This window comes from Domibacillus sp. (assembly GCF_031181085.1).
Lineage (GTDB): Bacteria > Bacillota > Bacilli > Bacillales > Domibacillaceae > Domibacillus.
Map to the genome: position 1 here is coordinate 15,723 of NZ_JAPSLE010000001.1, position 14,810 is coordinate 30,532.

Here is a 14,810-nt window from a genome sequence, read left to right on the forward strand (position 1 = left end):
CAAGACCCCTTATGCATTTTTCATAATAATGGTTTCAAGTGTATTGGCGACGTCTTGGCAATAGTCCGCAATTTCTTCAAGATTTTCGTAAATTTCTTTCATCTTGATCAAGCGAATCGGATCTTTCTCAATTGTGAAAATATGTTTGATCGATTGACGAAGAATTCCGTCGCAAACAGTCTCATATTCCTTAATTTTAATAGCATGTGTGCGGATCACTTGCAGCTTTTTAACAGTAAGCAGCTCAACAGCTAAAACAATTTCCTCTGCACAAGAACGGATCGCATCAACAAATTTCAGCATGTATTCGTCCGCGTTAATGACAGAGTACATTTCAAACATAGCTGCTGTAGCTTCAAGTCCGTCCAGCACGTCATCCATGCTCATTGCCAGCGCCAGAATGTCTTCACGTTCAATTGGTGTGATGAAAGTATGGTTCAATTCTTTAATCACTTCATGCATAAGGTCATCGCCTTTTGTTTCGAAGCGTTTCATCTCATCTGAAAAGATTTTTAAATCTCCAGCATTTTTCAGCTTATATTCAGCGAAATAGTCTGCACCTTCTTTTAAATTTAACGCGATGGATTCAAGCAACATTGAAAATTTATCTTTTTTCGGTTTAAACACGTTCACAACCTCCTGAAATAGTTAAAAATAATCTCAACTTTCCTATTTTACTCGAAAAATGTCGTTAAAAAAAGCTTTTTTATTGAATCTGGCACAGGAGCCGAGACGGTTACGCAATCATTTACAAATGGGTGAGGAATTGTTAATTTTGCTGCATGCAACAGTGGATGGGGAGAAATCCCGCTTCCGCCGTACAATACATCTCCAGAAATCGGGTGGCCGATCGAGGGCAGATGAACACGAATTTGGTGAGTGCGGCCTGTTTCGAGCCGGCACTTTAGCAAGGAGCGGCCATCTTGCACGGCCACCCGTTCAAAATGAGTAACCGCTGCTTGACCGTTCGGGGAAATCCGCCGTCTTGTCGGATGATGACGGTCTTTTCCAATTGCTTTTTTTATCGTGCCGCTTTTTTTTGCCACAGGCCCGTCCACTACTGCATAGTATGTGCGAAAAATTTCTTTTTGCTCAAGCAGGCGGGAGAGCACGGCATAAGCCGCTTCATGTTTTGAAAACAAAACAGCTCCGCTTGTTCCTACATCGAGGCGGTGGACATGCCGCACAGGAAGAGTGTCTTCTTTCACTGACATGTGATAGCTTACACCGTTGAGCAGCGTATGGCGTTCATCGGGGTCATTCGGATGGGTCTTTATTCCGGCCGGTTTATCCGCGACCACCAAATGATCATCTTCGTATAAAATGGAAGGCGAGGGAGGCACAGGTTCAGCGCCGAATGAACCGGGTTTGAAAAAAGGAAAGGCCAAAGAGCTGCCCTGCTCAAGCGGCTGCCGCCAATTTGCAGGCTGTCCATTCAAAAGAATAGAACGGTCCATTCGCCATAAATGAATCATTTTTTTCGGAAGCTGCCATTTTTCTGAGAGAATCGCTTCAATGGTTGAACCATCCAGCTCTGCATTTATATACATTACCCAGTGCTGATTTTGTCGAATTGTATGCATGAAGTTCATCCTTTTCTAGTAAATAGTTATTTTCTCTCTAAGAATTGTATGGTATTCTGATAGGAGACTGCAACTAAAGGTGGCTGCAAACCATGTCCATACTTATGTCTTCAACCATTGAACAAGAAGAGAAAATTAAAACATTGTGCTCTTATTTGTCGAAACAGGTATTTCCACGTTACATTCAGTCTGATCTTATTGAAAAGATCGAAGCAGAAAAACTTTTTTCGCTGGATGATAAACAACTTGAACAAGTAGAATCGCTGCACGATGCTTCATGTGTAATCACAGCACTCAATACGATTATTTCCATCCTAGAAACCTCATCTCTTTCTACTCAATATGAAGCATTATTTACGGAAAGTATTCATACATTACAAAGTTATCAGATTTCTTTTCCATTTCCGCTGTCCTTTTTTATTGAACAGAAGCGGACGACTTTTTCAAAATAAAAAACGGCTTTCCCATCTAGGGAAGGCCGTTTTTTTTATTGTTTATTTTCTTTTGTCTGGTTTAAAAACGTAGTCCATTCCGCTTCCGGCTGGCTGCCGACAAGGCGGTCTTTTTCTACCCCGTTTTCAAAATAAACAAGTGTCGGTGTATATTCAATCCCATAGTCTGTCCAGCCTTGTTCAAATTCAAGCAGATTATACTGAAGTACTTCTACATTTTCATCATCCGCAATGGGCATCAAAACAGGCGTGGTTTCCTGGCAGTGCGGGCAGGTCGGGCTGTAAAAATAAACAACCGCATCTTCGCCGTCCTCTAATTTTTTCTCAAGATCATCAGGCAGGATAATATTTTGGTAGTTCGGGTCATCCAGCTGCTTGACCGTTTCAGTCCGAAGGTCATCCTTGCCATATGGATTTCCTTTCGATGCTTCTTCTTTTTGATATTGCGTTACAATGGCAATCGCGCCAAAAACAGCAACGAGAACCACCGCAAAAATAATCACTTTCTTCAATGATTTACGCCCCTTTTCTTTTTAGAATCAACAAGCTCGCCACGAAAATAATCGTAAATGCAGTCAGCGCGAGAAACGGGATGGTAACGAACCCGAACCAGTTGATATACATCCCTGTGCACGGCACCCGGCCGCAGCCAGGAGCAGCATCCGATAAAAAATCGATTTTTTGAATGCCATAATGGTAAAGGGAAATAAGACCGCCAATACCAGACATCGCGAGCGAATAAACAGCGGCTTTCGTGTCCCTTCTGGCGATCGCAATCCCAAGAATTAATACGAGAGGGTACATCAAAATACGCTGATACCAGCAAAGCTCACAAGGTTCATAGCCGGCAATTTCTGAGAAATAAAGACTGCCTAGCATGGCTGTAAATGAAGCAGCCCATGCGGTGAAAAGCAGGTTTTCTTTTTTTTGCATGAGATCCCCGCCTATCATGAAAATAATTGCTGAACATTAGCATTATAGTCTGAATAAAGAAGAAAAGTAAAACATTCTGAGTGTCTCGTCTCCTATATCCTGGTTGTTTTTGGTTGGAAATGAATGAGGTTTACCGTTAATAATTCTGTGAAATAAGAACAACAGATGGTATGATATAGGAAATCATAGTTTTGGAGGGAATGCCTGTGGCCTGGAAAGAAGAATATACAAGATGGAAAAACTATTCGGAACTTGATACAGAAATGAGTGAACTGCTTCTTTCAATCGAAGAAGATGAAAAAAGTTTAGAAGATGCTTTTTACAAAAATCTTGAATTTGGTACGGGCGGCATGCGCGGCGAAATTGGCGCCGGCACGAACCGGATGAATGTATATACGATTCGAAAAGCGTCTGCAGGTTTGGCAGCTTACATAACGGAACAAGGAGAAGAAGCGAAAAAACGCGGTGTAGCGATTGCCTATGACTCTCGCCATAAATCACCGGAGTTTGCGCTTGAAAGTGCGAAAACACTCGCTTCAGCAGGTATTCAAACATATCTTTTTGACGAGCTTCGCCCAACACCGGAATTGTCTTTTGCCGTACGTGAGCTGAATGCTTTTGCTGGTATCGTGATTACGGCAAGCCATAACCCGCCTGAGTACAACGGCTATAAAGTGTACGGGCCGGATGGTGCCCAGCTTGCTCCGGAAGCAGCTGATCGTGTCATCGACAAAGTGAACGCAGCAGGTGATGAACTCCAGATCGAGGTAAAAGATGAGGAACTGTTAAAAGAACAGGGACTAATTCAAATGATCGGGAAAGAAATCGATCAGGCATATGTGGACAATCTTGTGACTATTTCAGAGTGGCCGGAAGCAGCACAAGAATCCGGCGTCAATATTGTGTTTTCTCCTCTTCACGGTACTGGTAATAAGCCTGTACGCCAGGCACTTGAGGCGCTTGGCTATCAAAATGTGACTGTTGTAGCTGAACAGGAGCAGCCAGATGCCAATTTTTCAACCGTAAAATCTCCAAATCCCGAGGAAAAAGCAGCGTTTGAACTGGCTATCCGTGATGGACAAAAAGTGGATGCGGACATTTTGATTGCGACAGATCCTGATGCAGACCGTCTTGGTGTCGCTGTAAAAGACGGAAACGGCGGATATGTTTTGCTGACAGGAAATGAAACAGGCGCTGTGCTGGTGGATTATATTTTGGCTCGCAAAAAAGAAAAAGGCACACTGCCTGAAAACGGCCGCATTTTTAAAACCATTGTAACGTCTGAGCTGGGACGTGCAGCAGCAGCTCAATATGGTGTTTCATGCGAAGACGTGTTAACCGGCTTTAAATTTATCGGCGAAAAAATTGAGCAGTATAACGAATCAGGCGAATTTACATTCTTGTTTGGTTATGAAGAAAGCTATGGATACTTAATTGGCGATTTTGCCCGTGATAAAGATGCCGTGCAGGCAGCGCTTCTGGCTGTTGAAGCATGCGCGTACTATAAAAAGCAGGGGAAAACGCTGCATGAAGCATTGATGGATTTATATGGGCGTGTTGGCTACTTCAAGGAAGGCCTTCAGTCTTTGACGTTAAAAGGAAAAGACGGGGCAGAGCAAATTGCGGGGCTGCTGTCTTCTTTCCGCGCGCAGGCGCCTGAATCAATTGCAGGCATCCGGGTTGAAGCCGTAGAAGATTATCAGACAGGGGAACGTACGGCGATTGCTACGAATGAAAAACAGCCGATCGAGCTGCCTTCTTCAAATGTATTAAAATATTTCCTTGAAGATGGAACGTGGGTGTGCGCTCGTCCATCGGGAACAGAACCAAAAGTGAAATTTTACTTTGGGGTAAAAGCCGATTCGTTCAAAGAAGTAACGGAAAAGCTCGCACTCGTTCAAGAAGATTTCATGGCGCGTGTAAATGAAATGTTGAAATAATGATCAAGAGCTGGCAGCTTCTTTAAGCTGCAGCATATAAAAAAGAGGCGGATGAAATCCGCCTCTTTTTTCATGTTTAATGGGCGTACGCATACACATAAATTCAGGGGGGATTCGGATGGAGCATGCTGATCTTCAATATGCAATCGAAGAAATTACAGATATTGCTGCTGGATTCGGGCTTGATTTCTATTCAATGCGTTATGAAATTTGCCCGGCAGATATTATTTACACTTTTGGTGCTTATGGAATGCCTGCCCGTTTTTCGCATTGGCGGTTTGGGAAACGATTTTATAAAATGAAGCTCCACTATGAGATGGGGCTCAGCAAAATATACGAGCTGGTAATGAATACAGATCCATGCCAGGCTTTTTTGCTCAATACAAACTCACTCGTTCAAAACAAGCTTATTGTTGCCCATGTTTTAGCCCACTCGGACTTTTTTAAAAATAATGTCCACTTTGAAAAAACAAACAACCAAATGGAAAAATCAATGGCTTCTGCAGCAGAGCGGATCAACCAGTTAACAGATGAACATGGAATTGAGCAGGTGGAAGCTTTTCTTGACGCTGTTCTATCCATTGAGGAGCATGTAGATCCCCTGGCACACATCGGCTCTCATCAAATCGACGAGCCATTCACTCACCGTTACGAATACGACGATCTTTGGGAAAAAGAATCGGCTCCCAAGCAAGTAGAGGAAACATTTTTTGAAAAAGACCTTCTTGCTTTTATCGCTGCGAACAGTCCGATTTTAACAGATTGGCAGCGTGAAATTGTCATGTTAATTCGGCAGGAGATGCTTTATTTCTGGCCGCAGATGGAAACAAAAATTATGAATGAAGGCTGGGCCTCTTACTGGCATATGAAGATTATGAGAGAGCTGTCCTTAACAGAATCTGAGGCCATTGAATATGCGCGTTTGAATGCGGATGTTGTGCAGCCGTCTAAAATGGGTATCAACCCTTATTATCTTGGGGTTAAATTGTATGAGTATATTGAAAAACAATATGGAAACCGCGAAATTTTATTTGATATCCGTGCCAGAGAATCCGATATTTCTTTTCTGCGTAACTACTTGACGAAAGAATTTGTGGAGCAGGAGGATCTGTATTTGTTTGAGAAAAAAGGATCCCACTGGACGATCACTGATAAGGAGTGGACGTCGGTGCAGGATCAGCTTGTTTCCTCAAAAGTAAACGGAGGATTCCCTTCTCTTTACGTCACAGACGGAAAAGAAGACCTGCATATTTTACATGCGTATGAAGGAAAAGAGCTGGACGTTGGATATTTGGAGCAAACCATTCCAAATCTCTATACGTTATGGGGGAAACCTGTTCATTTAACAACTGTTATTGATGGGCGGACGACTATTTTCACTTATGGAAAAGATGGGTTAAAAAGGAAGTATGGCGGCATGTTTACCGCTTAATGCCTTCGGGAACACTGAAAGAAAAGCCGTTCCGGAAAGAAGGCAGCAAGATATGGGATTTATTTTTATTTCACTTTATTTGGTAATTGTAGTGCTTGTCATTGAAATATCTGTGATTGCGTTTCACTTAACAGGACTGGAAAAAGAGGTAGCCCGGTATCAGGCGATTTCCATGCTGACAGGCACCGGATTTACAACAGATGAATCACAGCTTATTATTGATCATCCTATACGACGCCGAATCAGTATGTTTCTCATTCTGTTCGGTGCTTTTTCATTGGCCGTTATTATCTCGGCGATTACCAATATTTTAGCTAATGACCTGCGCTTGAAAGAATTGGTGATTATTAGTTCTATGCTGCTGGCCATTTACATTTTGGGCAAAACACCGCTGACCAAAAAGCTTCTTCAGCATCGATTTAAACACGAGATGAAAAAAAACCTGGATATTTCTGAACTTCCGGTGAAAGAAGCGCTTTTTCTTCGAGAAGATGACATTGTAACAGATGTAGTGGTAGAAGAAGGCACCAGGCTCGATGGAAAAAAAGTGGATGATGTCTTTGAGCATGGGCATGACGCCAATTTGTTATTTATTAAAAGAGGAGAAGTAAATGTACGCGAGGATTTAACCGAGGAAACGATTCAGGCAGGCGACAAGCTGTACTTATACGGGAATAAAAAGGTGATCGAGAAGCTTACAAAAGAAACCGAATCAGACGACCCGCATTAAGGACGGGTGTCTGATTCGGTTTCTGCTAGTTTCTCCAAAATACGCCGTTTTTTATAAAGCATGATGGCGGTATCGGACAATTCTTCAATCATTGAGCGGTTTGACAGCGCTCCGAAAACAATGCCGACTACGGGTACAAGGCGAAACACTTTCTTTAAGCTGTATTGCTCTCTGTAGGAAAGCACCACTTCCCGCCAGCCCTGCATTTGCGAAATCATTTCTTTGCTGCTCCCCCGATCAGCATAATTCGCAATTTCTTTTAAAATAGCCCGTTTCCCAACAATATCGGAGGAAGAAAACTGCAGGCATTTAATAATAAAAATCCGTTCTTCCCGCTCATTAGGATCGTATCCATAAGCCACAGCAATTTCTTGAAGCATTTTTAGAGAGATCGCCAATGTGGCAGGGATATCAACCGCCAGCGTAAAGATGCCTCCAATGCCTGTTGCAGCTCCTTGAAAGGTAGCGGCACCTGCGTGCGATTTTTGAATTGAAAAAGCAGTATCATCCATAACGGAAATCGGCAGTTTTTTTACGTCTTCTATCGAATGAACAGGTATTTCAGCGTTACGCTCCAGCTTTTTTAAGATGCTGTCCTGCCTCGTTAAATACTTGCCGCCACTTTGAATATAATAGCCGATTTCATCCAGCAGCGAGCCGATTTTTCGCTGAATAAAAGAAGGAGTCAGTTTGTCAAGAATGGCAAAAGGAAGGCGGGCGGCACGATCCCAAATCCACAATCCTTTTTGATCCTTTTCCCACTGTCCAATTTGCTGCAGCTGTTCGATCAGTGTTTGTTTTGTTTCCATAGTCATAATCCCTGCCTCTCTAAATGAGTTATACGGACGCTAAACAATTTAGTTTCAAAAAAAAATGCCCTCGCTGGCCCAATCGCAAAGGCGTAAAGATTTAAATGAGTTGTTTTTTAAGCTCCTGTATCTTTACAGCAAGCTCATCGCATACTTCCTGGTAAGCGGCCCATCGATCTGTTAGATGATCACAATGTATGGGATTGAATATATTCCATCGTAACATTTTCTGCTCGGATTCATTCAAAAGAGCAGGAAGGCTATCACGTTGAAAATCATAAATAGCAACCACGATGTCAGCCTCATTCACAAGCTGAGGCTTCAGCGAATGCGGTGTTTTACTCTCGATGTCAATGTTTACTTCTTTCATCGCCTTAACAGGAAGGGCGTCATAGTCTGCACATGAGCAAGCGGCGCTGATTACATTCCAGGAGGGCTCATTTAATCTTGCCGCCCATCCTTCTGCCATCATGCTCAAATGATTAAACGGTGACAGAAATAAAATGGTTTTATTTTTCATACCGGTTGACCCCTTTGACGTGGTGGTTATATTCCTTTATACCCCGATTTTTATAAAGATAAGCGCTCCTGTAAAAATTCGTTGCACAAAGTGTAATTCTTAAAGCTCTATCCTAAAGTTTTATATAGTGAAGCGGAATAAAATTAACAAGCAGACAAAAATGGAGGTTTAGATTTTTGGGCGAAGTGGTAAGTTATTTGTTAGAGAGAACATTATTTTTTACATATTCTTCTGTAAAGAAAAAAGAATTTGTACAGCTGAAAAGGGGTGGATAAATGAAAAAAAGAAATTTAACGACTAAAATTATTGCAGCGCTTGTTCTTGGTGCGATTGTCGGTCTTCTGTTAAATTTGACTGCACCAAATGTGTTTGAAGTGCTGAATACGTATCTGTTCGTACCTATCGGCCAGATTTTCCTGAGTCTGATCAGTATGCTTGTTGTACCGCTTGTTTTCTTTTCAATCGTCCTTGGATCGGCAGGTCTTGGAGACCCGAAAAAATTAGGCCGCATTGGTGCAAAGACGGTAGGGTATTTTTTAGTTACCACGTGTATCGCAATTATAATTGGCTTGACATTGTCCGCTGTTATTCAGCCAGGAGCAGCAGGAGAATTTGATACAGCGGGCGCTGAGTTTTCCGCAGAAAAAGCACCGCCTGTCAGTGAAACACTTATGAATATTATTCCGAAAAATCCCATCAATGCGATGGCAGAAGGGAATATGCTTCAATTAATTGTATTTGCCGTTTTTATCGGCTTTGCTTTGACTGCGCTTGGCGACAAAACAAAAGGCATCTTCAGTTTAGTGAACCAGGGAAATGAAATCATGATGTACTTAGTAGGGCTTGTTATGCGGTTTGCTCCATATGGAACTTTTGGATTAATCGCAACAGCGATTGGTACGCAGGGCTGGGATGCCATTTTGGCAATGGGGTCTTATATGCTTGTTGTATTATCGGCATTATTTATTCATGCTGCAGTGACGTATGGAGGCACCGTTGCTTTCTTGGCGAAGAAAAATCCTCTTTGGTTTTTTAAAAAGTTTGCTCCGGCAATGGGAGTCGCGTTTAGTACATCAAGCAGTAATGCGACGCTGCCTGTTTCCATGGGAGTAGCCCAAAGGGAGCTAAAGGTGCCCGAGCCAATCAGTTCATTTGTACAGCCGCTTGGTGCTACCATTAATATGGATGGAACTGCTATTATGCAGGGCGTAGCTACCATGTTTATTGCCCAGGCGTATGGAATTGATCTTACAATGGGAGAACTGGCGACTGTCGTCCTAACAGCTGTTTTGGCCAGTATTGGAACAGCCGGTGTACCCGGTGTCGGGCTTATTATGCTGGCGATGGTACTTGGCAGTGTCGGACTGCCGGTTGAGGGAATTGGTTTAATTATCGGAATTGACCGTCTGCTTGATATGACACGGACGGCTGTTAATATCACTGGTGATGCAGCATGCGCTCTGTACGTCGGGGAAACAGAAAAAAATAGAAACCTTCAATCGGTTGGCCGCGCCTAGGAACGAGTAAAGAGAGAAATAGACACAAATCTGTTTCTCTTTTTTCGTTCAAAGGGCCGTTTATCCTTTATAATAAGCATATCAACAAAGAAAAGGGGCTAAACACATGAACCTTGGATTTGGCGAAGTTGCCATTATTTTGATTGTCGCCTTGTTGTTATTTGGACCAAAAAAATTGCCACAGCTTGGCCGCGCCGCCGGCCAGACGCTTCATGAGTTTAAGCGCGGCATGAAAAACGTTATGGACGACGATACAGATGAACAAAAGAAAATAGATTCAAAATAAGCAAGCAGAGCCGTGCGCACTGCTTGTTTTTTTATGGAGGCAGTCAGATAGCTGCTTTATGTACCAAAAAAAGGCATGTAACTTTTGAGCCTCTCTTCCGTACTAGAAAACAGAGCCAGTTTTATCATATTCGTTGCAATTTAGCGAAATGTGCTTAAAATGAGAAAAGGCCGCATGTATCACAAAGAAGGGAACCAAACAAAATGAAAGTAGTTATGAGAATGATCCAAACTCTCTGGCGAAAGTTTCACCTGACCCAAATTGCTATTTTGCTTGCTGCAATCGTTGTTTTGGCAGGCCTTGGTGCAGGCTTTTATTTTATGAAATCCGCCGACGTGGAAACATTAAAGCAAGGACTCTCACAGTCAACCATTATTTATGATAGAGACGGAGACAAAGCAAGTAAGCTGTCTGCAACCCGAACGAACAGTGTATCGATCGAAAAAATGCCGGAGCATCTGCAGGAAGCGATTGTGGCAGTGGAAGACAATCGTTTTTACGAACATGGCGGGTTTGACGTAAAGGGCATTTTCCGTGCTGCCTTTACCAACCTTATGGCAGGTTCAAGGGTACAGGGAGCCAGCACGCTGACGCAGCAGCTGACGAAAAACGCGCTTCTGTCGCCGGAAAAAACATACCGGCGGAAAATAGAAGAATTGTTTCTCGCCATTGAGATTGAAAAAGTATACAAAAAAGAAGAGATTTTAGAAATGTACTTGAATACAAGCTATTTCGGAAATGGAGCTTGGGGAGTGCAAAACGCAGCTAAAAGATATTTTGGAAAAGACGTTTCCGAGCTGACTCTTGCGGAGTCGTCTATGCTTGCCGGAATGGTAAAGGCGCCATCACGTTACAATCCGATCGACAGCATGGATAATGCAGTCGACCGCCGCCAGGTTGTGTTAAATCAGATGGTGAAATACGGTTATCTTACCGAGAATGAAGCAGACGAAGCTGCCAATACAGAAGTAACGCTCAAGGATGCAAGCGGTGATCCGCTGAAAGGAAAGTACGCTCATTACGCCGATGCTGTCATCAATGAAGCGATCTCACGCTACGGTTTAACGCAGGACGATCTCCTGTCGCAAGGTTACAATATTTATACAGCGATGGACCAAAACGTACAGGCCGGGCTGGAAAACGTATATGAAAACAGTACAGTTTTCCCTCAAACAGTCAACGGAGAAGATACACAAAGCGCGGCTGTGTTAATGGATCCAAAAAGCGGCGGCGTTTTAGGTGTTGTCGGCCGGCGGGGCGAACACGTTTTCCGCGGCTTCAGCTTTGCTACTCAGATGAAAAAGTCACCAGGCTCCACCATCAAGCCGCTGGCTGTATATACGCCTGCTCTTGAAGAAGGCTATAAACCGACCGATATGCTGGTGGATGAAAAAATGTCTTTTGGAAAAGGTGAAGGTGCGTATTCTCCGTCTAACTACAGTGATACGTATGAAGGAGAAATGCCAATGTACCGGGCAATTGAAAAGTCAGCGAACGTGCCGGCCGTCTGGCTCTTAGACCAAATTGGCCTTTCAAAAGGCGTTAATTCCTTAGAGCGTTTTGGCCTTGAGGCAAAAGATCCAAAGCTGGGGTTAGCCCTTGGTGACATTACGCCTGGTGTGTCCCCCCTTCAAATGGCTGAAGCCTATTCAGCGTTTTCAAATGATGGTGTTCGAAAAGAAACATTTTTCATTCAAAAAATTATCGGCCCTGAAGGAGAAATCAAGCCAAAATGGGAGCCGAAGGAAGTTAAAGTAACGTCAAAAGAAGTAACAGACGAAATGACATCCATGCTTCTCGGGGTAGTAGAGAGGGGATCCGGCAAACGCGCCCAGGTAGATGGAGTAGACATTGCCGGGAAAACCGGTTCTACACAAGTACCGATCGAAGGCATTGACGGCACTGAAGACCAATGGTTTGTCGGATACACACCAAACCTGGTAGGGGCTGTCTGGGTTGGCGTAGAAGAAGTAAGTAAAACAAATTACATGACAACCAACAGTTCGGACGGGGCTGTACCGCTATTTGGTGAAGTTGTGTCTAAGATTCTTCCTTACATCGGAGAAACTTCGTTTGACGTAGACGCCATTGATGACAATGCAAAGGCCGAAGAGGAACATTGGTATGATGGAATCGTAGAAAAATGGAACGAATGGTTTTAAACGAAAGCCGGATGTTTATTCATTCCGCCTAAGACTGACGACTTTGTCGTCAGTCTTTTTTTATGAACGTTTCCATTGTGGAAAAGGGGCAGCCGCCTATGGGACTAGCAGGCCAGTTCAAGCCGGTTTAGCCGCATAACGCCGGATACGAATCCAATACCTCCCCCCCATGCAAAAGCGAGGCCGTGCGCCCAAAACATTTCGCGCTTCTAGCATGCAAAAACAAAAAGGTACTTTAACAAATCATTTTATTTTTCTGCCGTTCTAATCTGAATGATTATTCGCCTGGCTTTTTACATATACATAGCAGGAAGCGTTCACAAAAAAGAAACTTTAAAAATAATTTAGTCTTGTCAGAAAATTTGACAGAAAAGGTGTTGACCAAAGTCGAAAAGAGCGGTATTATTGTGACCACAATATAAACTTAATTTTCAGATTTAATAAATGATTTTTACAGATTATTGGGCAATTTGAAAGGCAAGTCATCATGGGGGAGATACAATGCGCAGTGATATGATTAAAAAAGGGGTTGAACGTGCCCCGCACCGCAGCTTGTTGTACGCTGCTGGTGTAAAAACGGCGGATTTACATAAGCCATTTATCGGCGTATGTAATTCCTATATAGATATTATTCCAGGACACGTTCACTTAAACAAATTTGCTGAAGTCGTAAAAAAAGAGATTCGTGAAGCAGGCGGCGTTCCGTTCGAGTTTAATACAATCGGCGTAGATGACGGTATCGCAATGGGCCATATTGGCATGCGTTATTCTCTTCCAAGCCGCGAACTGATTGCCGATTCAGCTGAAACAGTCATTAATGCACATTGGTTTGACGGAGTGTTTTACATTCCAAACTGTGACAAAATTACACCAGGTATGCTTATGGCCGCTGTGCGGACAAACGTACCAGCTGTGTTTGTGTCAGGAGGACCGATGGAAGGCGGCGTTTCTTCCACAGGGAAACCATTAACGCTGACTTCTGTATTTGAAGGAGTCGGAGCTCACCTTTCTGGCAAAATGTCAGCGGAAGAGCTGCTCGATATCGAGTCGAATGCTTGTCCAACTTGCGGGTCTTGTTCAGGGATGTTTACCGCTAATTCCATGAACTCGTTGATGGAAATGCTCGGGCTTACACCGCCTGGAAACGCAACGATTGTGGCAACTAGTCCTGAACGCCATCGTTTAATTAAAGAAGCAGTCGGATACTTGTTGAACGCAATTGAAAATGATTTAAAACCGCGTGACATCGTAACAGAACGGGCGATTGATGATGCTTTTGCTCTTGATATGGCGATGGGCGGTTCAACAAATACAGTTCTTCACACATTAGCCATTGCAAATGAAGCAGAAATTGAGTATGATTTAAATCGTATAAATGAAGTAGCCAATAGAATTCCATATTTGGCAAAAATAAGTCCGGCATCAGATTACACAATGGATGATGTTAATAAAGCAGGCGGCATCAGCGCGATTATCCGTGAACTGTGCGAGCTTGAAAATGGCATTGACGGCGATCGCTTGACGATTACGGGCAAAACCGTTTATGAAAATGTTAAAGATGCCCATATTACGAATACAAACGTAATTCGGACGAAAGAAGATCCATACAGCCCAGTCGGCGGCCTTTCCATTTTATACGGAAATATTGCCCCGCTTGGCGGAGTTATTAAAGTAGGAGCCGTTGATCCATCCATTAAAACATTTGATGGAGAAGCGATCGTATTTGACTCGCAGGAAGAAGCTATTGAGAACATCAATAATGGAACCGTTAGAGAAGGCCACGTTGTCGTAATCCGGTATGAAGGGCCAAAAGGCGGACCGGGTATGCCGGAGATGCTGACTCCAACATCAGCGATCGCTGGCCGTGGACTTTCGACAAAAGTCGCGCTTATGACAGACGGCCGTTTCTCTGGTGCATCACGTGGTATTTCAATAGGACACGTCTCACCAGAAGCAGCTGAAGGCGGACCAATTGCTTTTATCCATAATGGCGACAAAATCAAAATTGACCTGACAAATCGTACGCTGAACGTTGACTTGTCAGAAGAAGAGCTGGCAGCACGCCGTGCAGATTTTGTACAGCCGGAGCCGAAAATTAAAAAAGGCTGGCTTGCTCGTTATTCTAAGCTTGTTACTTCTGCCAATACCGGCGGAATTATGAAAATTTAACATATGTATTGCATATAAATCGTTGACGAGGAAAAAGTGTTAGGAACTGCATTTCACAGAGAACCGGTTATAGCTGAGAGCCGGGAGTGCATCCTAATCGCGACATCCCCTCTGAGTGCTTTTCTGAACGTCATCCAGTAGGAAAAGCCGGGTGCTGAGCTACCCGTTACCAAAACGAGCCGATTATCGGTTCATAAGGCGGATTTTTGTAAGAAAATTCGTGAATCAGGGTGGTACCGTGAAAAGGAGAAGTCTTTTCACCCCTGCGTTGCTATTT

At 43.4% G+C, this 14,810-nt stretch carries 14 protein-coding genes; 8 read left to right on the forward strand and 6 right to left on the reverse strand.

All coding sequences use genetic code 11. The features are described from left to right. Positions 1 to 9: 9 nt before the first annotated feature. Positions 10 to 597 carry a DUF47 domain-containing protein gene (locus tag RIN81_RS00155; RefSeq protein ID WP_309087476.1) on the reverse strand — a complete coding sequence of 196 codons (588 nt, stop codon included), beginning with the start codon at positions 595 to 597 and terminating at the stop codon, positions 10 to 12. A gap of 77 nt (positions 598 to 674) precedes the next feature. Beyond that, complete coding sequence (locus RIN81_RS00160; protein ID WP_309086772.1) at positions 675 to 1,583, reverse strand: RluA family pseudouridine synthase; 909 nt, start codon at positions 1,581 to 1,583, stop codon at positions 675 to 677. Between the two features lie 92 nt (positions 1,584 to 1,675). Between RIN81_RS00160 and RIN81_RS00165 the strand changes: the two genes are divergently transcribed. Further along, the gene (locus tag RIN81_RS00165; protein WP_251270596.1) at positions 1,676 to 2,035 is read left to right on the forward strand and encodes a DUF5365 family protein; all 360 of its coding nucleotides are present in this window, start codon (positions 1,676 to 1,678) and stop codon (positions 2,033 to 2,035) included. 35 nt (positions 2,036 to 2,070) lie between these two features. On the opposite strand, the gene RIN81_RS00170 is transcribed toward RIN81_RS00165, so the two are convergent. Further along, positions 2,071 to 2,547: a thioredoxin family protein gene (locus tag RIN81_RS00170; protein WP_309086773.1), complete on the reverse strand. Its 477-nt coding sequence runs from the start codon at positions 2,545 to 2,547 to the stop codon at positions 2,071 to 2,073. Between the two features lie 4 nt (positions 2,548 to 2,551). Next, complete coding sequence (locus tag RIN81_RS00175; protein WP_309086774.1) at positions 2,552 to 2,968, reverse strand: disulfide formation protein C; 417 nt, start codon at positions 2,966 to 2,968, stop codon at positions 2,552 to 2,554. A 206-nt stretch (positions 2,969 to 3,174) separates the two neighbouring features. Between RIN81_RS00175 and RIN81_RS00180 the strand changes: the two genes are divergently transcribed. The 3 genes from RIN81_RS00180 to RIN81_RS00190 all read left to right on the forward strand — a co-directional run bounded on the left by RIN81_RS00180 (position 3,175) and on the right by RIN81_RS00190 (position 7,070). After that, complete coding sequence (locus tag RIN81_RS00180) at positions 3,175 to 4,908, forward strand: phospho-sugar mutase (RefSeq protein ID WP_309086775.1); 1,734 nt, start codon at positions 3,175 to 3,177, stop codon at positions 4,906 to 4,908. A gap of 118 nt (positions 4,909 to 5,026) precedes the next feature. Next, positions 5,027 to 6,340: a SpoVR family protein gene (locus tag RIN81_RS00185; RefSeq protein ID WP_309086776.1), complete on the forward strand. Its 1,314-nt coding sequence runs from the start codon at positions 5,027 to 5,029 to the stop codon at positions 6,338 to 6,340. A 52-nt stretch (positions 6,341 to 6,392) separates the two neighbouring features. After that, positions 6,393 to 7,070, forward strand: a complete 678-nt coding sequence (locus RIN81_RS00190) for a TrkA C-terminal domain-containing protein (protein WP_309086777.1) — start codon at positions 6,393 to 6,395, stop codon at positions 7,068 to 7,070. Here RIN81_RS00190 and RIN81_RS00195 read toward each other — a convergent pair. Together RIN81_RS00195 and RIN81_RS00200 are read right to left on the reverse strand one after the other, a co-directional pair. Beyond that, positions 7,067 to 7,885: an EcsC family protein gene (locus tag RIN81_RS00195; RefSeq protein ID WP_309086778.1), complete on the reverse strand. Its 819-nt coding sequence runs from the start codon at positions 7,883 to 7,885 to the stop codon at positions 7,067 to 7,069. The two genes, RIN81_RS00190 and RIN81_RS00195, sit on opposite strands and share 4 nt — an antisense overlap. 94 nt (positions 7,886 to 7,979) lie before the next feature. After that, a complete protein-coding gene (locus RIN81_RS00200; protein ID WP_309086779.1) occupies positions 7,980 to 8,399 on the reverse strand; it encodes a low molecular weight phosphatase family protein in 420 nt (139 codons plus the stop codon). A gap of 275 nt (positions 8,400 to 8,674) precedes the next feature. On the opposite strand from RIN81_RS00200, the gene RIN81_RS00205 reads away from it, so the two are divergent. The 4 genes from RIN81_RS00205 to ilvD all read left to right on the forward strand — a co-directional run bounded on the left by RIN81_RS00205 (position 8,675) and on the right by ilvD (position 14,533). Beyond that, positions 8,675 to 9,916 (forward strand): dicarboxylate/amino acid:cation symporter, encoded by a 1,242-nt coding sequence (locus RIN81_RS00205; protein ID WP_309086780.1) that lies wholly within the window; start codon positions 8,675 to 8,677, stop codon positions 9,914 to 9,916. 106 nt (positions 9,917 to 10,022) lie between these two features. Beyond that, positions 10,023 to 10,202 carry a twin-arginine translocase TatA/TatE family subunit gene (locus RIN81_RS00210; protein ID WP_309086781.1) on the forward strand — a complete coding sequence of 60 codons (180 nt, stop codon included), beginning with the start codon at positions 10,023 to 10,025 and terminating at the stop codon, positions 10,200 to 10,202. A 203-nt stretch (positions 10,203 to 10,405) separates the two neighbouring features. Continuing rightward, positions 10,406 to 12,364, forward strand: a complete 1,959-nt coding sequence (locus tag RIN81_RS00215; protein WP_309086782.1) for a transglycosylase domain-containing protein — start codon at positions 10,406 to 10,408, stop codon at positions 12,362 to 12,364. A 501-nt stretch (positions 12,365 to 12,865) separates the two neighbouring features. Then, positions 12,866 to 14,533 carry a dihydroxy-acid dehydratase gene (ilvD, locus tag RIN81_RS00220; protein WP_309086783.1) on the forward strand — a complete coding sequence of 556 codons (1,668 nt, stop codon included), beginning with the start codon at positions 12,866 to 12,868 and terminating at the stop codon, positions 14,531 to 14,533. The last annotated feature ends 277 nt before the right edge of the window (positions 14,534 to 14,810 follow it).